Source organism: Francisella sp. Scap27, from assembly GCF_013394105.1.
GTDB lineage: Bacteria > Pseudomonadota > Gammaproteobacteria > Francisellales > Francisellaceae > Francisella > Francisella adeliensis.
Genome location: NZ_CP041326.1, coordinates 1,478,996 through 1,502,893 on the forward strand (window position 1 = coordinate 1,478,996; position 23,898 = coordinate 1,502,893).

Sequence of the window (23,898 nt, forward strand, 5' to 3'; positions counted from 1 at the left end):
AAAATACTTTCAGTAATTTAAAAATATTTTATAGAATGTCAAAACATCAGTTTCTTAATAATCTAAACCCAGAGCAACGCAGAGCTGTTCTTTTAGAAGACCGTAACTCTCTTATACTAGCAGGTGCAGGTAGTGGTAAAACAAAAGTTCTTACTTCTCGTATAGCCTATCTTTGTAGAGAAGGTAGGGCTGACCTTGAGAATATCCTAGCTGTTACATTTACTAATAAAGCTGCAAAAGAAATCCAGGCTAGAGTAAGTAGTATGCTTGGAGTTTCAGCTTTTGGAATGTGGATAGGGACTTTTCACGGTATAGCTCATAGACTTTTACGTAAGCATGCACATGAGTTAGGTTTAGACAAAAACTTCCGTATACTTGACCAGGACGAGCAAGCTCAACTTTTAAAACGAGTGATAAAAGAGCTAGAACTCGATGATAAAAAATATCCGCCAAAATTGTTACAAAACTTCATTAACAAGCAAAAAGATCAAGCTATAAGGAGTAATAAACTCTCAAGACAGTATGACTCTCATTATAATGCGATATATAAAGCTTATGAAGAAAAACTACAGACTGAGCAGGCTTTAGATTTTGCTGATTTGTTACTTTACTTATATGAGTTATTTAGCTTGAATAAGCAGTTAAGAGAATACTATCAGAGAATGTTTAAGTATATTTTGATAGATGAATTTCAAGATACAAATAGTGTCCAATATAAGTGGTTGAAACTGCTTTTAATTGATAATAACTACATCATGGCAGTAGGTGATGATGATCAGTCTATATATGGCTGGCGTGGCGCTGTTGTCGATAATATTCATAGTTTCATAAAAGATGTCGCAGATGTAGATATTGTAAAGCTAGAGCAAAACTATCGTTCGACAAAAAATATTCTAAATGCTGCAAATTCAGTGATTAAAAACAATGATAATAGAATGTCAAAACAGCTTTGGTCAGCAGCCGAAGAGGGGCAGAAAGTCGATGTTTATACAGCTGTAAATGAACGCGATGAAGCCAAGTACATAATAGATAAAATCCGTAATTTACACGCAAATGGTACAGACTATAATGATATAGCGATTTTGTATCGTTCAAACTACCTTTCGCGTGTACTTGAGGAAAGTTGTATTTATGGAAGTATTCCTTATAGAATATACGGAGGCTTCAAGTTCTTTGATCGAGCAGAAGTAAAAGATGCTTTAGCTTATTTACGACTAGCAGTTTCAAAGGCAGACAATCTAGCTTTTGAGAGAATTATTAATACTCCAACAAGAGGTCTAGGAGCAAAGACTTTAGAAACTATTCGTAACTTTGCACAGATAAACTCGCTGTCACTTTGGCAAGCGACTATAGAGGTTGTACAACGTGATCTTTTGACAAAACGCACGGTGGGATTGCTCCTTAAATTTATCGCTCTTATAGAAAAAATATCTGCAAAAGTAGCAGATTTAAGCTTAGATAAACTTCTAGAGGTTGTAATAGAAGATAGTGGACTTATTGCATCTTATGAAGAAAAAAATACTGAAAAAGACCGTCAAAAAATAGACAATTTAAAAGAGCTTATAAGTGCAGCTAAAGACTTTGAGCCACAAATTGAGTTACTTGATGACAATACTGATATTCTTCAGGAATTTTTATCATTTGCAGTACTTGAGGCTGGAGATATGCAGGCTGATGATACTGTAGATAGCATACAGCTGATGACAGTCCACGCATCAAAAGGACTAGAGTTTAAGTATGTGTTTATAGTTGCTGCAGAAGAGGGCGTATTTCCTCCTAGTGCAGTGATTAATTCAGAGCAAGCTTTTGATGGAGAGCATTCTAACAAGCTTCAAGAAAAACTAGCAGAAGAACGCCGATTATTTTATGTGGCAATTACAAGAGCTATGAAGGCTTTGACTATAAGCCATGCTGAAGTTCGTAACATATTTGGGCGAAGTAGTTTTCAAGTGAAATCAAGATTTCTCGCAGAAATTGATGATGAGCATATAAGTAAAGCAAAAGCGACAAGACAAGCATCACCTGCTAGACAAAAAACTAAGACAAGCTTTGGTACATCACCATTTGACTTTTTAAAATCAAACTCAAAAGATAATAAATTTAAAAAAGGCGATAAAGTTTTTCATAAGATATTCGGCAAAGGAATATTTGTAAAAGCTCAAGCACAAGGCTCAAAAGAGTTTTTTACCGTAGATTTTGGTAGTGATGTTGGGCAAAAAATTTTATTAGCAGATATTGCTAATTTGGTTAGAGTTTCTTAAATCCAATTAATAAAAATTAAAAAAGAGAATAAATACAATGAATATGTTTAAAAACTTACTAATGATAGTAATGTTGGCTATAGGCTTTGCTACAGCATTTGCTAATAAGCCTGAAGTTATTGTTCTAGGTACTGGAGGCACAATCTCAGCTGTTTCAGATAGTGGGTCAAATACTAGTAGTATTTATACTGCTGGCAAAGTATCGGTATTAGATTTAATAAAGCCAATCACTTCAAAATTTATAGGAGTGAAATTTAAGACAGAACAGGTTTTTAATAAGGATTCTGGAAATATCACTTATAAAGACATTAGAGATCTGGCGTTAGTAGTTAAGAAGTATAATGATGATAAAAATATAAGTGCCATAGTTATTACTCACGGTACAGATACTATGCAAGAAACAGCTTATTTTTTATTTCTTACTATTCACCCTAAGAAGCCAATTGTTATTGTCGGTAGTATGAGAGGTTCAGATCAACTTTCTTCTGATGGGCCCATAAACCTTTATAATGCAATTTCAGTAGGCCTGAGTAAGCATAAGCATGTAATGGTTGTTATGAATGATAGTATTTATTCTGCTAAATATGTACAGAAAATGAACACCACAAATGTGGATGCTTTTAAGCAAGGTCGATTAGGTACAGTTACTGATGGTAAAGTTGATTTTTTTACATATCACCCAGAGAAGTACTATAAGATTCCTGGTGAATCTGTTCCTAAAGTGGTTATAGCTTCTACATGGGAGGGGATGCCTTCTGACTCATTAGATTATTTGCTTGAAGATAAAGACCTAAAGGGATTGGTAGTAGCTGGTTTAGGAGATGGTAATATTCCTTCTGATGTATGGAGTGTAATTTCTAAGTTAACTAAAAAAGGTGTAGTTGTAATAAGATCAAGTAGAGTTCCATCTGGAGAAAATACATATAATTATAATAATCTTGATGACAAGCTAGGAACTATTCCCTCATATTTTATGACTCCAGATAAGGCTAGGATAAAACTAGAATTAGAATTAAGCGACCAAAATACTAGCTCATCTAAAGCTAAAAAATAAATAACTTTTGCATATAGTTCCAAATTCAATATCTTACTAAATTGTATTAGTATTGGCATAAAGCATTTGAGTTTTATAAATCAATGGTTTAAATTGGAATGAACCAATATTTATTTATTCATAATTATGTTCAAAAAAACATTAATATTAACATCTATTGTTAGTTTGATTCTAATAGCAGGTTGTTCTAATGATTCAAATAGTAGCGATGATGCATACTCTGGACAGCTTACAAAAGACAACAATCAGTTAGTTGTAAATATAGGTACCGATATGCCTTCGATAGATCCGCAACAATCTTCGGATAATAGTTCAAGCAGAGTGATTGAAGATATCTTTGAAGGTTTAGTTGATTATAATCAGAAATCAGAAGTTATACCGACAGGAGCATCTAGCTGGGATATATCAGAAGATGGTAGGACTTATACATTTCATCTAAGAGAAAATGCTAAGTGGACAAATGGTGATCCTGTAACTGCAGAAGATTATGTGTATTCATATAGAAGGTCTGTAACTCCAGCTACTCTAACTCGTGCTTATGCTTCGTATTTTAATCCTATAGTTAATGCAGTAGCTATTCAAGCAGGTGAAAAGTCCCCAGATACATTAGGTGTAAAGGCTTTAGATAAGTATACTTTGCAAATTACACTTGCAGCACCTAATCCAACATTTTTAGATTCACTTACTATTTATGCTTTTTTTCCTGTTAATAAAAAAGCGATAGATAAATATGGGGATACTTGGGCTGCTAAGCCTAGTACAATTATAAGTAATGGTGCTTATAAACTAACTAAATGGATTCATAATGGCTACGCTTTAGCAGAAAAGTCTCCTAACTATTGGGATGCTGGAAATGTAAGTATTGATTCCGTGAAATATCTGATGATAGCAGATGTTTCTAGTGACTTAGAAAACTATAAAGCGGGTGGAGAGAGTATCACTTATAATTCATTACCAGCAAATACAGCAGATTGGTACAAAGAGAATTTTACAAATAATCAATTTCAGCCAGCTCCAATGCTTTCTCAAGCTTACTTTGTGTTTAATATGAGAGACCCTAAATTTCAAGATATAAGAGTGCGTAAAGCTTTAAGTATGGTTATAGATAGAGAAGGTATAGCGAACGGGGTTAAAAAGGGATTAGTTGTACCATCTTACTTAGTTGTACCAGAAGCTGTAGCTGGTGATAGATATAAAGACTTAGCAAAAGATATTCCTGGTTACGATTGGATAAACCAACCAATACCTCAAAGAATAAGAGAGGCAAGAGAGCTTCTTAAAGAAGCAGGGTATTCAAAAAAACATCCACTAGAATTTACTGTTAACTTTAACACTTCTGATGTTAATCGTTTAATGGCTCAAGTTTTACAAGGTTCATGGCAGCAAGACTTCGGTGATTTAGTTAAGATTGATATATTTAATGAAGACTGGAAAGTTTATCTAGATAGTCTAAAGAACGGTAATTTTGATGTTGGTAGAATGGCTTGGATTGCAGATTTTAATCAGCCAAATACTTATACTGAGATGTATACTTGTCATAGTGATAACAACAAAGGTGACTATTGTGATAAAGCAGCAGATAAAATATATAAAAAATCACTAGTTGCTAATTCAAAGGAAGAGTTTTATGAATTGCAGCGCCAATTGATTATCAAGCAAACGGCAGGATATCCGATGATACCGCTATTTACTCAACCAGCTATACAGCTTGTACAACCTTATGTGAAAGGGTTTAAACCTAAAGAGAATGTAATGGGTAGATACAGGGCTAAGCAGCTTTCGATAACACAGTCTAAGGTATAATTATTATGATGAAATTTATTTTAAAAAGAATATTTGGAGCAATTCCAACAGTATTCTTTGTGATTACAATTACCTTTTTACTAGTACATTTAACTCCGGGAGACCCATTTTCTTCAGATCGAGCAATGAGCCAGCAAGTTCTAGACAAGCTACATCATCAGTATGGTATGGATTTACCGTTATGGCAGCAGTATTTGAATTATCTTAAAAACCTAATATTTCATTTTGATTTTGGTCTGTCGTATAAAAATATCGGTGCATCGGTGAATGACCTTATTTTCCCAACAGATGGAGATAGTGGGTTTTGGTTGTCTGTGAAGTTTGGTAGTATCGTTTTAGTTGTAACAACTATCTTTGGCTTAGCACTAGGGACTATTGCAGGACTTAAACAAAATGGTATTGTAGATAGAATCGTGAGTATTTTTTCTGTGACATTTATTGCAATACCTACAGTGATTACAGCTCCAGTTTTAGTACTTATATTTGCAGTGGAATTTCATCTATTACCACCAGGTCAGTGGGGTATGGACTTTAGTCATTTAATCTTGCCAGTTGTGGCTTTGAGTTTACCATTTATTTGTATATTAGCTCAGATTCAACGAAATAGCATCATTGAGACACTTAACTCGCCATTTATTCGTACAGCTTATGCTAAAGGGTTATCTAAAAAAAGAATTGTGCTTGTACACGCGATCAAACCATCATTGATGCCGTCCATTTCATTCTTAGGTCCAGCAGCAGCAGGTATTTTGACAGGTACTATTATTATTGAAAAAGTTTTTGCATTACCAGGTATGGGTACACAAATGGTAAATGCTGCGACAAACAGAGATTATGCTATTGTTTTAGCTTTAACTATTATTTACAGTATTTTAGTTGTGATTTTTAATTTGATTGTAGATGTTTTATATGGATTTATAGATCCTAAAGCGAGGATAAAATAATGGCAAATAATAAGCAGAGTCTTTTTCAAGATGCTTTTATAAGATTTAAAAAGGATAGAGTTGCTACGATTTCACTATTTGTGATAGTTTTTATTTTGGTTGCATGTTTTGTTGTGCCATGGTTGTATCCAGATAACTATTTTTCTCATATAGATTTATATGGTACAACTCAAGCACCATCATTTCAGCATTTCTTTGGCACAGATACTATCGGCAGAGATGTTTTTGTAAGAGTACTTGTAGGTGGTCAGATCTCTTTTGAGGTAGCTATAGTAGCAACAGTTGTTTCAGTGGTAATTGGTACACTATGGGGAGCTTTTGCAGGGTTTGTAGGAGGTAAGGTAGATAGCATTATGATGAGGATTGTAGATGCATTATATGCTTTACCATTTTTGTTTTTTGCAATACTGTTAGTTACTCTATTTGGTAGAAACTTTATATTAGTATTTGTAGCTATCGGTGTAGTATCTTGGCTTGATGTAGCTAGGGTTGTGCGTGGGCAAACTATAGCACTTAGACATAAAGAATTTGTTGAAGCTGCTAAGGTTGCAGGTCTTACAAACCGTAAAATTGTGACTAAGCACATCATCAGAAACCTTATTGGTATTATCATCGTATATATAACTCTTACAATTCCTACAGTGCTTATGCTATCAGCATTTTTGAGTTTCTTAGGTCTTGGGGTGCAGCCACCAATGACAGACTGGGGTGAGATGATAAGTGATGGTGCATCATATATAACTTTAGGCTACTGGTGGTTATTAGTATATCCAGCGGCATTTTTAACTGTAACCTTATTGGCTCTAAACTTTGTTGGTAATGCAATGAGAGAAGCACTAGATCCAAAGAGCAAGAGGTAGATGATAATGGAAGATTTAGCACTTCAAATTAAAGATTTAAATGTCGGTTTCAAAACTGATGATGGAGTATTTTCAGCTGTTAGGGATATTAGTTTTGATCTTAAAAAAGGTCATACCCTAGGTATAGTTGGCGAGTCAGGATCTGGTAAAAGCCAAACGGTATTATCACTTATGAGCTTACTTGCTGGTAATGCTGTTGCATCTGGCGAGGCACTATTTCATGGACAAAACCTTATCAATATGCCAGTTAATAACCTAAATAAAATCCGTGGCGATAAAATTTCGATGATATTTCAAGATCCAATGACTTCTTTGAATCCATACATGAATATTCGCAAGCAGTTATTAGAGCCTTTGACAATTCATAAAGGAATGTCTCGAAAAGACGCTACTCAAAAGGTATTGCAGATGCTAGATGCAGTGCAAATACCTGATGCAAAGAATAGGCTCAACTTATATCCGCATGAGTTTTCCGGTGGTATGCGTCAAAGAGTTGTAATAGCTATGGCTTTACTGTGCAATCCTGAGATATTGATTGCTGATGAGCCTACTACGGCTCTTGATGTAACGGTACAGGGTCAGATTATACAATTATTGGCAGACTTACAGAAAGAATTTCACATGTCGATGCTGTTTATCACACATGATTTAGGTGTGGTAGCGGAGATTTGTCATGATGTGATGGTTATGTATTGTGGTAATGTTATGGAGCAAGGTACGGTAGATAATATATTTACAAAAGCGCAGCACCCCTACACAAAGGGTCTACTAAATACTATGCCAAGTATCACTAAGGAAGTAGAGGTTTTACAGACTATCCCTGGGGAAACACCAAATATTCACAATATGCCAAAAGGTTGTCCTTTTGTTACAAGGTGTGATTATGCAAAAGGTATATGTAGAGATGTTAATCCTGCTTTGATTTCGATGGGAGATCAGCGTACAGCTTGTCACCTTGTTAAGGAGTATAGATAGATGAATGTTTTAGAAGTCAAAAACCTAACTGTAGAGTTTCCAATAAAGAAAACTATCACAGGTAAAGTCACTCAAAAGGTTACAGCTGTAAATGATGTAAGCTTTGATGTGAAAGAGGGTGAGATTATCGGTATCGTAGGAGAGTCTGGTTGTGGTAAGTCATCACTGCTAAGAGCATTGATTGGGCTTAATGATATCACTAATGGAGAAGTTATCTGGAAAGGTGAGCATCCACTTCATAAGTACAAATCACATAAGCAGTGGCTAAGCGTCAGAAGAGATATTCAAATGATTTTCCAAGACCCATTTGCTTGTCTTAATCCGCGAATGGTTGTTAGAAATATCATTGCTGAACCATTGATTAACTTCAATAAAGATCTAAGTAAAAAGGAAGTAGATGAGAAAGTGCTTTCTATCATGAAAAAAGTTGGTTTAAGTGAGTCGCAAATGTATCGCTACCCTCATGAATTTTCTGGTGGACAGTGCCAAAGAATAGGTATTGCAAGAGCTTTGATTTGTGAACCAAAACTGCTTGTTTGTGATGAGCCTGTGAGTGCATTAGATGTATCAATACAAGCTCAAGTTGTAAACCTTCTTAAAGAGTTGCAAAAAGATTTTAAGCTTACGATATTATTTGTAGCTCATGACTTGAGTATTGTGAAGCACATTTCTGATAGATTGTTTGTGATGTATCTAGGTAGTCTTGTAGAAGTATCTCCTAAGGAAAATATCTATAAAAACCCAGTACACCCTTATACAAAGGTTCTTTTAGATGCTATCCCGATTGCAGATCCAAAGTTAGCAAAACAAAGAAGGTTTCAGTTAGAAAAAGCAGAGTTACCATCACCACTAAATCCTCCTAAGGGTTGTGCATTTCACACAAGATGTAAGATAGCTACAGATATTTGTAAGAAAGAGCATCCAAGCCTAAGAGCTATTGAAGGAGATGTTTATACAGCTTGTCATAATGTATAAGAAAGCACTATCATTCTTATGGCTTTGGCCATAGAGCTCATTTAATTAAATGCGAGAGAATAAGCAATAAGTGAAGGCATTTATTATAGCTGTTAGCTCTTTTTAACACCCATAGAAGCAAGTCTTTTTTCAATAGATGGGTGAGTTGAAAATAAATCAGACATGTCACCACCACTAATACCAGCACTCAGCGGATCAAAAATATATGAAGCTCTACGCAAGTTTTCATTTTTATTATGTTTGTAGCTATGCTGAGCCTCTGCAGATTTGCTATCATTAGATATTTTTAGTAGTGCATTTGCCATAGGGACATTAGTTCTCATTAGTTCAACAGCTCCAGCATCTGCCATGTATTCACGGGTACGGCTTAAAAATAGCATCATAAATATAGTAAATATCTGCAACATATAACGTAGTATCATTATTATGATAAAAAATGCAGCAGCATTATTATTTTTACTATCTCTACTGTTGTTATTTCCGGAGAATAGTGCTGAATAAAACAAGAAATCCATGATTATCAGCATCATATTAGATAAAACCATTGTAAATAGATTTAGCTTAATATCTTGATTGCGAATATGTGTTAGCTCATGAGCCATTACAGCTTGTAGCTCATCACGAGTCAAAGCATTAGCTAGCTTATTTGTGATAGCTACCATTGCAGATTTTTCAGAGTAGCCTGATGCGAAAGCATTCATATAATTTGCTTCGATGAGAAAAACTTTAGGCATATATCTCATACCAGCAGCTACCTTCATTTCTTCAACAACATTATATATTTTACGCGCAAGAGGATCTTGGTTATCTGGTGAAATTTCTTGGTACTCGGTACCTGAAAGCATTATCTTATCGTAAGATGAAAATGTAATAAGAACCCATATAACAGCTATGGCGAAAATTATCATAGTGGCAACTGGAGGGATCTGAAAAGTCGCTAGAGCAATAAATACCTTTGATATTGGTAGCTGTGTCCCGTAAGTATGATAATAAGCATTAGCTAGTTCACTATAACGCCAAAAAGTATCAACAAAGATGCCTAACAAGAAAAAAACTACCAAAAATGTCGCAATTACGAAATAAGTTTTTCGGGTGTTTTTAGCAACAACCTCACGCCAATTAGCCGAACCAAATTGCAAATTTTCTTGCATTTGTTATAGCTCCACTCTTGATTCTTCAAGTTGCTGTATTTTCTCTTCTGAAAGATTCCAGTACACAAAGTTTTCATCTAATTTTTTGAAAATATTAACAACAATTCCTGCAAAAAAAGATTTCTTATGAGCATTGTATCTTTCGATAGAGTCATTAAAAGCTTGCTTTGCATATGCTAATTTATTTTCTGTAGAAGTAATCTCTTCTTGAAGCTGAATTACATTTTGATTAGCTTTAAGCTCAGGATAGTTTTCAAACTGAACATTTATTCCTTTTGCAAACTGAGAAATTTTATTTTCTGCTGCAATTCTAGTTTTCTCATCGCCATCAGCTTGTGCTTGATTTGCTTGACTACGAAGTTCAACTACTTGTTTAAGCGTAGTTTGCTCATAATCCATGTATTTTTTTACCACATTGATAAGTGAGTCAAAAACCTTAGATCTGCGATCTAGCTGCACATCGATTTGCTTTTGTGAATTTTTTGTTGTTTCAATTTCTGATATTAATTTATTGTATGTCATAACAATATATGCACCAATAATTACAACAATGATAAGTAAAATTATTCCGATAGACATTTTAGATCTCCTTTTTTGTTATCTACTATTAATATAAGGCTATTTTGATGAAATACAAGTTTATATGTCACTTTCAACGAATTTACAGAATGTTTCAGTTAGGTTCGTATGATATTTATTTTTGTGTAGTAGCTTATAAAAATTTCTACTAAGGTCTAATTCGTTAGTTTTGATTTTTAGTTTTGAGAAGTTGTCGCCATTCCAAGAATCTGCAATTGATAGTTCTGATAAACAAGCAACAGCATCACTGTTATAAATGTATTGTTTTTTTGCACCATCGTAGTTTAGGGTGATAGCCTTTTTAAGGCTTTTTATATGCTCCCCTAAAGCTTTTATTAGTAGTTGGTGTGTTCCTGAACCAACTTCTCTTGTTACCCATGGGTATTCAAGTAGTTTTGTAACAGTAATATCAGTTTCTTTAGCTAAAGGGTGGTTTGCTCGAACAATTACTCTTAAATTATCTTCTCTCCAAAAAGTGGTAGAAACCATATTGCTATGACATTCACCTTCAACAAACGCGACATCACAGTTCAGTCTTTCTATTTCATTTATAATTTCTTGGGTATTATTGCTAATTAGTTTGATATGAACTTGAGGATATAACTCTTTGAATTTTGCAATATATTTAGGCAAAAGATAGTTTGCTATTGTAGTGCTAGCACCAATTACTAATTTGCCTGATAAAGAATTATCATTTAGAGCAAATGCTTCAAACTCTTCTACCTGATCTAGTATCTGTATTGCTTTGGCAAGTAAGCTTTCACCATTCGAATTTAAGCGAATGCGCTTACCTACTCTATCAAATAGAGTAGAGCCTAATAGATTTTCTAGTTGAGATATGGACATGCTTGCGGCAGCTTGAGAGATGAAGCATCTCTCAGCACCCGTACTTATAGATTCTGTTTTTGCAGTATTTACAAATACCTGCAGTTGTTTAAGGGATATTTTCATTTATAATGCTTCATAATTCATAGTATATAAGAAATACTAATATAAGTTTTACTGATATACAATATATAAGATATTGGATTTTCTTATCTAGATAAAAGAATCATAATATAGGTTACATAGAGAAATTGAGGATTTTTATGTTAAAAGATAAGTTTAGATGGGCTGTTATAGGAGCTGGGCCAGCAGGTATTGCGACTGTAGGACTGTTATTGGATAATAATGTTGATGCTAAAGATATACTATGGATAGATCCTAACTTTAAGGTAGGGGATTTTGGACAAAAGTGGTGTGAAGTTAGTAGTAACACTAGTGTGAAACTGTTTTTAAGTTTTTTAAACCAAATAGGCTCTTTTGACTATAGTGAATGTAATGAAAAGTTTGTTTTGAATACGCAAGATGAAGAAGGCTTTACTCATTTAAAAAATGCTGCAGAACCTTTACGGTGGGTTACTGATAATCTTAGGACTAAGGTTAATTCTTGCGAAGCTAATATAACTGAGCAATATGTGAAGAACGGTACTTGGAATCTTGTTTCAGATAAGCAAACATACTATGCTGAAAAAGTTGTTTTAGCAACAGGTTCCACCCCTAAATCCTTAACTCTTCATGACAGTGAAAGGTGTCAAGAAATAGGCTTAGCTTCAGCACTAACCCCGAGTATTCTTGCCGAAGAAGTTTCTAATCATGATAAAGTAGCGGTATTTGGATCTTCACACTCAGCAATGATTATAGTTAGAAACCTTATTGAAGCTGGGATTACTGATATAGCAAACTTTTACTTAGAACCTTTGCGTTATGCTGTAAGAATGGATGGCTGGACACTCTACGATAATACTGGCCTAAAAGGTGAAACTGCAAAGTGGGTTAGGCAAAATATTTCTCAAAATCTTGATAAAAGGGTAAGTCGATATCTTTCTACAAAAGAGCAAATAGATAAGCACTTACCGAACTATAACAAAGTTATCTATGCTACAGGATTTAATCAACGAACACCTATATTAGAGGGAGTTGACTTTAGTAAATACGACTCTTCAACAGGGATAATAGCACCAGGGCTATTTGGGGTTGGTATTGCGTTTCCTTGCAAAACTATCGATCCTAGTGGTAATGTTGAACTTAATGTTGGGCTATTTAAGTTTATGAATGATATCAAGAGAATGTTACCATTATGGCTGCAATATAGTTTATAACACTCAAAATATATTTAGTGTGTAACTTCAGTTATAAATAATGCCTCTATCTGTTTACTATCTAGCTCAATTTTAATATATTAGAGTTCATAAGTTTATTTTGTTTAAGAAAATCTCATGCAAAAAAATATTTTAGTTCTTGGGGCAGGGGCTTGGGGCACAGCTTTAGCATTACAACTTGCTTATAATGGTCATCAAGTGAGATTGAACTCATGGCGTGATGAGCATAATCAAAGTATGATCGAAAACCACAATAATATTAAATATATTCCAAATATTGAAAAATTTCCTGATAATTTGCAAGCTATACAAAACTGGCAAGATTGTATTGCTGATTTTGATGATATTTTGATAGCTTCACCAAGCTCAGGATTCAAAGATACGCTTAATAAGCTAAAGCAGATTATACAACCCCGTCAAAATATAATAAGTGCAACAAAAGGGTTTTGTCATGATAGTTATTCATTATTGAGTGAGATGGTTGAGCAAATTTTGCCACAGCATAGTTTTGCTTTAATAACAGGACCAAGCTTTGCAAAAGAGGTTGCTAATAGATTGCCAACAGCAGTGGTTTCAGCCTCAAAAAATATAGAATACGCTGAATATGTCCAAAAATTATTTAGTAATAGTACATTTAGGTGTTATTCAACTTCAGACATCATTGGGGCTCAGGTTGGAGGGGCTGTAAAAAATGTATTAGCTATTGCTGCAGGAGTTGCTGCAGGACTTAATTTTGGGGTTAATGCTCATGCAGCTCTTATTACTAGAGGGCTAGCTGAAATTAAAAAGCTAGGTAATAAATTAGGTGCAAAAGATGAGACTTTTTTAGGACTAAGTTGTCTTGGAGATTTATTGCTAACTTGTTCAGACAATCAATCACGAAACCGTAGGTTTGGACTTTATCTTGGTGAAGGCTGTTCTATAGATGAATCACTTACTAAAGTAAACAATGTCGTTGAGGGTTACTCAACAGCTCAAGCTGTATATAAACTAGCTAAGAAACATGGGGTAGATATGCCGTTAGTATTTGCTACCTATAAGGTTCTTTATGAAGGTGTCGATGTTCGTGATGTTGTTAAAGAGTTGATGCAAAGAGAACTTAAATCTGAATGATAATATTTAAGAATATTAACTCAATAGCAAAAGTTTATTAAGCTTGTCGAAATGTTTGCTATTTATCTAAGGAAACTAAAACTTCGATTCAGCTCAGCCATTTTGTTCTCTTGGAAAGTTAGATCAAATTAACAGTCTTTGTTTATAGATTTACAACTCTATCAAACCTATCTAAAAGTTTAGAATTATGTGTAATAAATATAACTGTTTTATTAGACATCAGGTTACAAAGGTTGTCAAAAACGACCCGTTCAGTCTCTTTATCTAAACCTTCCGTTGGCTCATCTAAAATCAGTATTGGTTTAGATTGTAAAAAGGCACGAGCTAAAGCTAACCTTTTTTGTTGACCACCAGATAAGTGTCTTCCAAGCTCACCAGTCCAAGTGTCTAAGCCATTTGGTAAAGAGTCAACAAGTTCTTTAAGTTCTACTTGTTCTAATGCACTTAACAGCTCTTCATCAGTGGCGTTTGAATTTGCAATTAAAAGGTTTTCTTTAATCGTTGTGTTAAAAATATGTGGTGATTGGTTAATTGTAGTTATTAAATCCCTAATTTGGTTTTCGCTGAGTTCCTTTATATTTTTATTACCAATAGTAATTGAACCGCTATCAACATCCCAAAATCTATTTAGTAAATTTATGATTGTTGATTTGCCAGAACCTGTTGGAGCAAAGAGGGCTATTTTTTCATCTTGATTTATTTCAAGAGAAAAATTGTTAAACACACTAGAGCCTTTAACATAGCCAAAACTTATATTCTCAAAACAAATATTACTGTTTTTTATTTCAATGTCATTTTCTGGGTATACTACATTGGGTTTAGCATTTGTAATATTTAAAATTCTTTTTGAGGCAGAAAGCGTTTTTCCAAGATATTGATAGGCTAATGGTAGAGGCATTAACGCTTCAAATACAGCCATAATTCCCAAAAATATAAGAGCAATAAAAGCACCGTTTATTGAGTTATTATTTGTTAGAGATACTGCAAATACTGTTACCATAATTATTGTTAAGCCCAGGCTTAATGTCATTAAGGCAGAACCTAGCCCGTTGATTTTACTTAGTTTAGTTTCTTGATTTAGTAGACTAACATTGTCTTGTTTTATTTTTTCAAGGTGAGCGTTTTCTAAGTCAAATATTTTCAATTCAGCTAGAGAGTTTACGCGTTCAGTTATATCTGTTTTTAATTCATTAGATATTTCATTTAACTTGTGAGATTTTTTATAAGCTATAAAGCTTGATAAAGCAGGTATAAGAAATCCTGTAGTTAGAAGTGCTAAAGCTGTACAAATCGCTAATTTTACACTAAAAAAACAAAACAGCAGAAATATAGCAAAAGTTGATAGTAAAAATACAACAGTAGGTGATAATATGCGAATATACAAATTATCTAAGGCACTAATATCATTTACTAATCTTGAAAGTAAATCACCACTTTTATATTTGTATAGGTGAGATGGAGCAAGAGGTTCTAGTTTCTTATAAAACCATACACGAACATCAGTTAAAATTTTAAAAGTTGCTTCGTGAGTTAGTATTCTTTCACCATAACGGCCGACAATTCTACCTAATGAAAAGGTTCGTACACCAGCAGCTGGGTAAAAGTAGTTAAAAGAGCTTGCTACAGCATAGCTAGTAGTTGCAAGATAACCTGTATAAGATATAAACCAACCAGATAATGACATTAGTCCAATACCCATAAGTATAGTAGACCATGCTAGGAGTGTGCCTAAGAGCATCCATTGGGTTTGGTTTTTAAAAAGTTTGATGAATGGTATTAGATTTTTCATAGCACCACCTCATTTTTATAGAAATTGTGAAAAGCTTTGTCTTGTTGGTTAACTAGCTCCTTGAAATTTCCTTGTTGAACTATTTTGCCATTCTCAAGGACTATGATTTTATCGACACATTCAAGAAAACTAAGCTTATGAGTTAACATAATTACTATTTTATTTTGCCATGATGATGTAAGTGACTTAATTACCTTTGTTTCACTTTCTTTGTCTAAGCTTGCAGTTGGTTCATCAAGTATTAGTAAGTCGTGAGGTTTTATATATGCTCGTGCTAAAGCTAATCTTTGAGCTTGTCCTCCCGATACACCTAAGTTTTGTTCACCGATTTGTGTGTCTAAACCATTTGGCAGTGATTTGATGAATGTGTCGATATTCGCTTTGGTAATCGCATTGTGAATTTCATTTTCACTACCCTTGGGATTAGCAAGTTGTAGGTTATCTCTTATAGAACCTTTAAATAAAGAAGCGTTTTGCCCCAACCATGATATGTTTTCTAACCATGATTTTTCTGTAAGAGTTTTTAACTCATGCTCTTTGGAGTTAGAGGATGTAATAGCTATATTTCCATTATATTCTATAAACCCAAGCAGTGTGTTTATAAAAGTTGTTTTACCAGCACCACTAGCACCTACAACAGCTATCTTTTGCCCTCGCTTAATATCCAAAGAAATATTTTTTAGTACTTTTTTATCGCCATAACTCACACTAAGATTTTTTATGTTGATGTTTTTAATATTTCCATCAAATACTTTATCTGCAGATTCATTTGGTTTTAACTCGAATATTTTAGCAATTTCAAGTGCAGCACCTACGGCATCAGCTTTAGCATGGTAGTGTGTACTAAGCTCTCGTAATGGCATAAAAAACTCAGGAGCTAGTAACAGTATAAACAAAGCTCCTTGCAGGTTTAAATCTCCAAGCGTCCACCATATATGGTTGTCAGAGCCTTGATTAATAAACCCCATACCCAAGTAAATTGCGACTAATGCTATTGATGCTGCTGAGAAAAGCTCTAATACAGCCGATGAAAGAAAAGCTAATTTTAAAACCTTCATCGTACGAATTCTATAGCTATCAGATGCTTCAAATATTTTGTCGCTTTGTATTTTACTTTTATTAAAAAGTTTGAGAGTTGTGAGACCTTTTAAAGTATCTAAAAATGTGAGGCTCATGCGAGCTAGTTCTTTAAAGTGTTTTTGGCTTTCAGATTCTGCACTAAGACCAACTATTATCATAAAAAGTGGAATTAATGGCATGCATATTAGCAGGATAATTCCAGCAACTATGTTTTGATATAGAACAAAAGCTAAAATAATCATCGGCATAACTGCAGATAAAGTTACTTGTGGTAAAAATTTAGTTAGATAGTTTGTAACGCCATCAACTTGTTCCATTGCACTTGTAATAAGGTTTGCATTTGCTGTTTGACTAGATTTCACTGGCCCAAGCTTGTCTATGTGAGTTACTATATCCTCTCTTAATTGTTTTTTGACAATTACAGCAGATTTATAGCTTACAACTTCTTTTAACCAGCTTAACCCAGCTCGTATAACCACAATAGTAAGTATAATCACGAAAGAGTTTATCAGCTCTGTTAGATTAAATTTTAAAATATACGCATCATAAGCAATACTTGAGAGTAAGTATAGTTGAACAATCAATAACATTCCGCTAATTATCGAAATTAAAACAGTTTGTTTTATTTGTTTTTTTGCTGGCTCTGATATTTGTTTTAGCCATTGGCGAGCTATTTTTTTATTTTCTTTCGGTGAAATAGTAGGCATTAGATTGCTCTATTTATCTTAAAAATTTCGAGTATTATAGCACTTAAGAATGAGTATTTCGAAATATAAGATTTACTGTTGTTACCGAGATTTGAAACTACTAGTAGTTCCTTACACCGTGTTGACTCGCTCTTCAATCTAAGTTGTGACACTCAAAATATGTTTAGTACATAAGCTTCAGTTAATGGCAGTGTAAGCAAAGCATTGTGACTGTATTGGTTGGTTTTTGATAAGGTATTATTTTATGTGTGATTGTGCTAGAATATCGGGTATATGTATTATCTTTAATAATAGCGGTAAATAATGTCATTAGTACCTAGAGAATCCTCATCTATAAATATAGAAAAAGAACTGAAACAGTCATACCTTGATTATGCAATGAGTGTAATTGTTGGTCGTGCATTACCAGATGTTCGTGATGGTTTAAAGCCAGTACATCGTAGAGTGCTTTTTGCGATGAATGAACTATCTAACTACTATAACCGACCTTACAAAAAGTCAGCAAGAGTAGTCGGTGATGTTATCGGTAAGTATCATCCTCATGGTGATACGGCTGTTTATGACACTATTGTTAGAATGGCTCAGCCTTTCTCTCTTCGCTATACACTCGTAGATGGCCAAGGTAACTTTGGTTCTGTTGATGGTGATTCGCCAGCTGCAATGCGTTATACCGAGATTAGAATGCAGAAGCTTACACATGAGCTTTTAGTTGATCTTGATAAAGAAACTGTAGATTTTTCACCTAACTATGATAATACAGAGCTAGTTCCTGATGTATTACCAACGCGAGTACCTAATTTGCTTGTTAATGGCTCTTCAGGTATTGCTGTAGGTATGGCAACAAATATTCCTCCACATAATATGACAGAAGTCATAAATGGAACGCTAGCCTTAATCGACAATCCACAATTAACTATTGAAGAGATTGTAGAATATATTCCTGCACCAGATTTCCCAACAGGCTCATACATTAATGGTACTGACGGTATCCTGGAAGCTTATAAAACAGGTCGTGGTCGTGTGATAATGCGTGCTAAGGCAAATATTGAAGAAGATGAAGCTAGTGGCAAATCTCATATCATTATTACTGAAATACCGTATCAAGTAAACAAAGCAAAACTTGTGGAGAAGATTGCTGAGCTTGTTAAAGACAAGAAGGTGGTCGGTATTACTGAGCTTAGGGATGAGTCTGATAAAGATGGTATTCGTGTTGTAATTGATATTAGAAGAGATGAATCACCAGAAGTTGTTTTAAATACTTTATATGCTCAAACACAATTGCAATGTAGTTTTGGTATAAATATGGTTGCTTTAAGTGACAATAAGCCTAAGCTTTTAGGCCTTAAAGAAATTCTTGAGCAATTTGTTAAGCATAGAAAAGAGGTTGTTACTCGTAGAACTATTTTTGAACTAAGAAAATCAAAGGAAAGAGCTCATATTTTAGAGGGTTTACTTCTTTCATTGGCAAATATTGATGAGATGATTGAGTTGATTAAAGCTTCTCCAAGCCCTGCTGATGCTAAGGAAGGAATGCTTGATCGTTCATGGAATGGTTCACTTGTTAAGAGTATGCTTGAAGGTGTTAATGTTAAGATGTATCGCAAAGAAGAACTTGCTTCTCATTATGGTATTCAAACTGATGCTTCTTACAATCTTACAGAAGAACAAGCAGAAGCAATTCTTGCATTAAGGCTACATAGATTAACTGGTTTAGAGCAAGATAAAATTACAAATGAGTTTAAAGAGCTTATTGAAAGAATTAAGTATCTAATTGGCATATTAAGCTCACAAGAAGAGTTGATCAGAGTAATAAAAGAAGAGTTGGTTGAGATTAGGGATAATTTTGGCGATGAAAGAAAATCTGAAATTATGTCATCAAGACTTGATTTAACAAGAGCAGATTTGATTACAGAAGAAGATATGGTTGTGACTTTATCTATGGATGGGTATGTTAAAACTCAACCTTTAAGCTCATACAATGCTCAAAAACGCGGTGGTGTAGGTAAGTCAGCAACTAAGACTAAAGAAGAGGATAGTATCTTTAAGTTAATGTTAGCTTCTACTCATGATACTATGCTTTGTTTCTCAAGTTTAGGTCGCGTTTACTGGTCAAAAGTTTATGATTTCCCTGTTGCAAGTCGTGTATCTAAGGGAAGACCTATAAATAACATCTTACCATTAGATAAAAATGAAAAAATTACAGCATTAATGCCAATATCTGAGTTTACAGAAGGTTGGTTTGTATTTATGGCAACAAAATTAGGTCGTGTTAAAAAAGTTGATTTATCACAGTTTGAACGCCCAAGGAGCACAGGTAAGATTGCGATTGGTTTAAACGATGGTGATGAACTATCTTATGTGACTCTTACTGATGGTAGCAAGCAAGTCATGATGTTTTCTAATGCTGGTAAAGCTATTCGTTTTGATGAGTCAGATGTACGAGCTATGGGTCGTTCAGCAGCTGGTGTGACGGGTATGCGTTTACAAGATGGTCAAAAAATTGTATCTATGTTTGTTACTGATCCAGAAGAAGGAATTGTGTTAGCTGCTACTGAAAATGGTTATGGTAAGCGAACTGCGGTAAGTCAGTATCGTAAAACTAAGAGAGCTAGTCAAGGTGTTATTGCAATATCTACTTCTGAAAGAAATGGTAGTGTGGTTGTTGCAGTACTTGTGGATACTGATGAAGATATTGTGATGATTACAAACAATGGTACTTTAGTCAGAACGCACTCAAATCAAGTTAGAGAATGTGGTAGGTCTGCACAAGGTGTTAGACTTATTAATCTTAGAAATAATGAGAAACTTATTGGATTAAAAGTTGTTAAGCAAGGTGATGAAGAGCTTGATGATGAGGTCTCTGAGTTGGAAGGTTTGATTGAGGAAACAATCGAAAACACTGAGGTTGAAGATTAATTATAATGTCTAATAAGAGCAAAATTACCATATTAGGAGCTACAGGTTCTGTTGGAGATAGCACCGTTGCTGTAATTAGAGATTCTCAAGACTTTGAGGTTTTTGCTCTATCTGGCTTTAGCAATATTAATAAGCTAGCAGATTTATGTAATGAGTTTTATCCAAAATATGCTGTTGTCACAGATGAAAATGCTAGGCTAGAACTAGAAAAGCTTACAAAAACTAAGATTTTAGTTGGTGAAAGTGCTCTTGAATTAGTTGCGAGTGCTAAAGAAGTTGATTTGGTTATGTCTGCAATAGTTGGGGTCGCTGGCTTAAAACCTACCTTTGCTGCAGCTAAAGCAGGTAAAAAAATTCTTTTAGCAAATAAAGAGTCACTAGTCGCAGCAGGTCATCTGCTGATAGACGAAGTTAAAAAAAATAATGCTCAACTTATTCCTGTAGATAGTGAACATAATGCTATATTTCAATGCTTAGATAATCCAAAAAAGGAATTTACTCCAGAGGTTTCAGAGATTGTGTTGACTGCATCTGGTGGGCCTTTTAAGAATAAGGAATTAAAGGAGCTTGTTGATATAACTCCTGATCAAGCTTGTGCTCATCCTAATTGGAGTATGGGCAGAAAAATATCAGTAGATTCATCTACGATGGTAAATAAAGCATTGGAGGTTATTGAAGCATATTGGCTTTTTGGTGTAACAACTGATAAACTTCGTGTCTTAATTCATCCGCAAAGTATAATTCATTCGATGGTGAAATATGTGGATGGTAGTTTTTTAGCGCAATTAGGTGTTCCAGATATGAAAACACCTATAGCAAACGCGATGTATTACCCTAAGCGCGGGGAAGTGAATGTAGCTGAATTAGATTTCACAAGCATCGAGTTAACCTTTAAAGCTGCCTGTTTTGAGCGTTTTGAAGCATTAGCTATAGTGTTTAAAAATTTGCAGGATAAAAATTATGCTGCAAATATAGTTTTTAATGCAGCAAATGAGATATTAGTTGCAGCATTTTTAGATGAGAGAATTAAGTATTTAGATATTATTGAGATCAATAAAAAAGTAATAGAAGAATTAGAGTTTGAGAATCCGCAAAGCATAGAAGAAGTTTTTAATATTGATGAAAAAGCTCGTGAATATGTGGGTTCTATTTTGAGGTAAGAGTTGGTGTTTTTTTTAAAAAAGAAGTTTGTATTCATCCTTCTTCTTATGGGTATTGCATGTACTAGCTGGGCTGAAGGTGGCAGCTTTATACTAGATGATGTATCTATAGAAGGGCTGCAGGGGTTGCAAAGTGATGTGGTTAAAAGCCGCCTTGGTTTTAAAAAAGGTAGTTATATCACACCAGAAGATACAAACCAGATTATTAATAATCTTTATGGTACCGGTTTTTTTAATAGTGTTGACTTGTATCGTAAAGGTAGTAATCTTTTTATAAATGTAAAAGAACGCCCAATTATCGCAGGTTTTAACTTTAGTGGTAATAAAAAACTAAAGAAAGAAGATCTTGAGAAAGTTTTTACCGATGCAGGTATTTATGTAGGTAATGTATTTAACCCAAATACATTATTTTTATTAAAACAATCGCTACTTAGCCAGTACTCTCAAATGGGTCTTTATGGGGCTAAGATTGAAGAGAATATTCGCAAACTACCAAACAACAGAATAGACATCAATTTAACAATGTCAGAAGGTAAGCCTGCGACAATAGATGCGATAAATTTTGTTGGTAATAAAGATTACGATGATAAAGCTTTAAAATCTAGTGTAGCATTTCAGGTACCTTCATTATGGAATTTATGGGGCTTTTTAGCGCCATTTGATAGTTATTCACCTAATGCTATGGATCAATCTGTCCAAGGAGTCACAAACTACTATTTAGATAGGGGTTATCTTGATTTTAAAGTAACTTCAAAACAAGCCTCAATGACAAAAGATAGAGAGCATTCATTTATAACCTTCGATGTTGCTGAAGGAGAGGTTTATAAGGTTGGTAAAATTAGCTTGGATGGTAAGTTTATACTCCCAAAATCAGAACTAGAGGCTCTAATACAGCTTAAGCAAGGAGAGGTTTTTTCAAAGAAAAAGTTAGTCGATAGTGCTGAGGCAATAAAAACACTTTTAGGTAGTAAGGGTTATGCTTTTGCAACTGTAAACCCAATTCCTGATGTAAATAAGAAAAAAAGAACAGTCTCGTTTAAGTTTGTTGTTGATGCGGGCAAGAAAGTATATGTAAATAGAGTAAACTTCTTTGGTAATAATGTTACTAATGATTATGTTTTTCGTAGACAGTTACAGTACTATGAGCAAGCTAAGTACAACAAAAAAGCAATTGATAAATCTCAGAGAAGATTAGACCAGTTACCATATGTACAGTCTGCAGATATGCAGTTAGTTCCTGTTGAAGGCTCTGATGATCTCGTTGATGTAAACTATAATATAAAAGAAAAAAATGCTAACTCAGTCAGTGCTAGTTTAGGATTCTCGGATCTTTATGGCTTTATGATTGGTGGTAAACTAAATATGCCAAATGTATTTGGTACAGGTAATACATTTAATTTAAATGCCCAGTTATCAATACCATTCCAACAGTTAGACATTAGTTATATAGACCCTTACTTTACCACTTCTGGTATATCACAAAGTGTATCCGCATATGCAAACCGCTCAAACTTCGCAAAAACTAATGCAATTGCAGCATATCAGTTAGACACTTTTGGTGCTAGATTAATGTATGGCTTGCCAATATCGACATTTAGTAATGTTTCATGGGGGCTTACATTTGCAAACAACACAGTTAAACAATCAGATGGTTATGAATCATCAATAGTTAAATGGTTTATAGATCAGCAAGGTAGGAATGTTTTCAATGAGCCAGCTGTTACAGGTGGTTGGAGTTTTGATAATTCAAATAAATTCATGTTTGCAACTGATGGTGGATCTATTGATTTAAATGGAACTATAAATATACCAGGTATTAGTAATATTAACTCTTATAAAGTTGAATTTGGTGGGAAGTATAATATAGCTATACCAAATACTGATTTATCAGCGCTTTCTATAACGGGGAAAGTTGGCTATGGTGGAGGGTTTGGTAAAACTGCTGAGCTACCTTTTTATCAAAACTTCTACGGTGGTGGTTGGGGATCTGTACGAGGATTCTTACAGGGTTCACTTGGTCTAAGAGACATTAATTTGATTGATGGCTCGACAGGAAACTCAATTGGTGGTAACCTTAATATTTATAACGGTTATGATTTATTATTTCCTGTGCCATTTGTTGAAGATAGTTCAAATATGCGGGTGGGAGCTTTTGTTGATATTGGTAATACTTATACCACTTATGATCTAAGTGGTGTCGTAGCACCAGCCCCTAAGCAAGAAACTACACCATCGTTGTCTAACTTGAAGTATTCGGTTGGTGTGGAGTTTAGATGGGCGTCTCCAATGGGGCCTTTAGCGGTATCATTTGCTCAACCGTTTAATGTCCAAACAGGTGATGTGACACAATCATTTCAGTTCTCATTAGGACAGAATTTTTAAAAAAGGTA

Annotated in this window: 17 protein-coding genes; 12 read left to right on the top strand and 5 right to left on the bottom strand. The window is 34.3% G+C overall.

All coding sequences use genetic code 11. The features are described from left to right. The first annotated feature begins 35 nt into the window (after nt 1–35). The 7 genes from FLM55_RS07080 to FLM55_RS07110 all read left to right on the top strand — a co-directional run bounded on the left by FLM55_RS07080 (nt 36) and on the right by FLM55_RS07110 (nt 8,872). Complete coding sequence (locus tag FLM55_RS07080) at nt 36–2,261, top strand: UvrD-helicase domain-containing protein (protein ID WP_178948644.1); 2,226 nt, start codon at nt 36–38, stop codon at nt 2,259–2,261. Nucleotides 2,262–2,298: 37 nt separating this feature from the next. Next, nucleotides 2,299–3,315: an asparaginase gene (locus FLM55_RS07085; protein WP_178948645.1), complete on the top strand. Its 1,017-nt coding sequence runs from the start codon at nt 2,299–2,301 to the stop codon at nt 3,313–3,315. Between the two features lie 126 nt (nt 3,316–3,441). Continuing rightward, nucleotides 3,442–5,118, top strand: coding sequence for an ABC transporter substrate-binding protein (locus FLM55_RS07090; RefSeq protein WP_178948646.1), 1,677 nt, complete (start codon nt 3,442–3,444; stop codon nt 5,116–5,118). A gap of 5 nt (nt 5,119–5,123) precedes the next feature. Next, nucleotides 5,124–6,062: an ABC transporter permease gene (locus tag FLM55_RS07095; protein WP_178948647.1), complete on the top strand. Its 939-nt coding sequence runs from the start codon at nt 5,124–5,126 to the stop codon at nt 6,060–6,062. Beyond that, nucleotides 6,062–6,922 carry an ABC transporter permease gene (locus FLM55_RS07100; RefSeq protein ID WP_112870605.1) on the top strand — a complete coding sequence of 287 codons (861 nt, stop codon included), beginning with the start codon at nt 6,062–6,064 and terminating at the stop codon, nt 6,920–6,922. Before FLM55_RS07095 ends, FLM55_RS07100 begins: the two co-directional genes overlap by 1 nt. Before the next feature lie 6 nt (nt 6,923–6,928). Next, on the top strand, nt 6,929–7,897 hold the full coding sequence (locus FLM55_RS07105; protein WP_178948648.1) for an ABC transporter ATP-binding protein: 969 nt from the start codon (nt 6,929–6,931) through the stop codon (nt 7,895–7,897). Next, nucleotides 7,898–8,872: an ABC transporter ATP-binding protein gene (locus tag FLM55_RS07110; protein ID WP_178948649.1), complete on the top strand. Its 975-nt coding sequence runs from the start codon at nt 7,898–7,900 to the stop codon at nt 8,870–8,872. Between the two features lie 92 nt (nt 8,873–8,964). Here the strand turns inward: FLM55_RS07110 and htpX are convergent, their stop codons facing one another. From htpX to FLM55_RS07125, 3 genes are read right to left on the bottom strand one after another with little or no spacing between them, the layout of a single operon-like run. Then, nucleotides 8,965–10,023, bottom strand: coding sequence for a zinc metalloprotease HtpX (htpX, locus tag FLM55_RS07115; RefSeq protein WP_178948650.1), 1,059 nt, complete (start codon nt 10,021–10,023; stop codon nt 8,965–8,967). 3 nt (nt 10,024–10,026) lie between these two features. Further along, on the bottom strand, nt 10,027–10,602 hold the full coding sequence (locus FLM55_RS07120) for a LemA family protein (protein WP_178948651.1): 576 nt from the start codon (nt 10,600–10,602) through the stop codon (nt 10,027–10,029). Between the two features lie 60 nt (nt 10,603–10,662). Beyond that, on the bottom strand, nt 10,663–11,553 hold the full coding sequence (locus tag FLM55_RS07125; RefSeq protein ID WP_178948652.1) for a LysR substrate-binding domain-containing protein: 891 nt from the start codon (nt 11,551–11,553) through the stop codon (nt 10,663–10,665). Nucleotides 11,554–11,690: 137 nt separating this feature from the next. Here FLM55_RS07125 and FLM55_RS07130 point away from each other — a divergent pair, with 137 nt between their 5' ends. Continuing rightward, a complete protein-coding gene (locus FLM55_RS07130; RefSeq protein WP_178948653.1) occupies nt 11,691–12,743 on the top strand; it encodes an FAD-dependent oxidoreductase in 1,053 nt (350 codons plus the stop codon). Between the two features lie 117 nt (nt 12,744–12,860). Next, a complete protein-coding gene (locus FLM55_RS07135) occupies nt 12,861–13,856 on the top strand; it encodes an NAD(P)H-dependent glycerol-3-phosphate dehydrogenase (RefSeq protein ID WP_178948654.1) in 996 nt (331 codons plus the stop codon). 142 nt (nt 13,857–13,998) lie between these two features. Here FLM55_RS07135 and cydC read toward each other — a convergent pair whose 3' ends face one another. Then, nucleotides 13,999–15,645, bottom strand: a complete 1,647-nt coding sequence (cydC, locus tag FLM55_RS07140; protein ID WP_178948655.1) for a cysteine/glutathione ABC transporter ATP-binding protein/permease CydC — start codon at nt 15,643–15,645, stop codon at nt 13,999–14,001. Continuing rightward, entirely contained in the window at nt 15,642–17,432 is a 1,791-nt protein-coding gene (cydD, locus tag FLM55_RS07145; RefSeq protein WP_178948656.1) for a cysteine/glutathione ABC transporter permease/ATP-binding protein CydD, read from the bottom strand. The genes cydC and cydD overlap by 4 nt, the downstream gene beginning before the upstream one ends. Nucleotides 17,433–17,735: 303 nt before the next feature. Here cydD and gyrA point away from each other — a divergent pair, with 303 nt between their 5' ends. Genes gyrA through bamA form a run of 3 tightly spaced genes read left to right on the top strand, consistent with a single transcriptional unit; the run spans nt 17,736 to nt 23,890 of the window. After that, entirely contained in the window at nt 17,736–20,348 is a 2,613-nt protein-coding gene (gene gyrA / locus FLM55_RS07150; RefSeq protein ID WP_178948657.1) for a DNA gyrase subunit A, read from the top strand. 5 nt (nt 20,349–20,353) lie between these two features. Further along, nucleotides 20,354–21,508 (top strand): 1-deoxy-D-xylulose-5-phosphate reductoisomerase, encoded by a 1,155-nt coding sequence (dxr, locus tag FLM55_RS07155; RefSeq protein ID WP_178948658.1) that lies wholly within the window; start codon nt 20,354–20,356, stop codon nt 21,506–21,508. A 6-nt stretch (nt 21,509–21,514) separates the two neighbouring features. Continuing rightward, complete coding sequence (bamA, locus tag FLM55_RS07160; protein ID WP_178948659.1) at nt 21,515–23,890, top strand: outer membrane protein assembly factor BamA; 2,376 nt, start codon at nt 21,515–21,517, stop codon at nt 23,888–23,890. Nucleotides 23,891–23,898 lie beyond the last annotated feature (8 nt).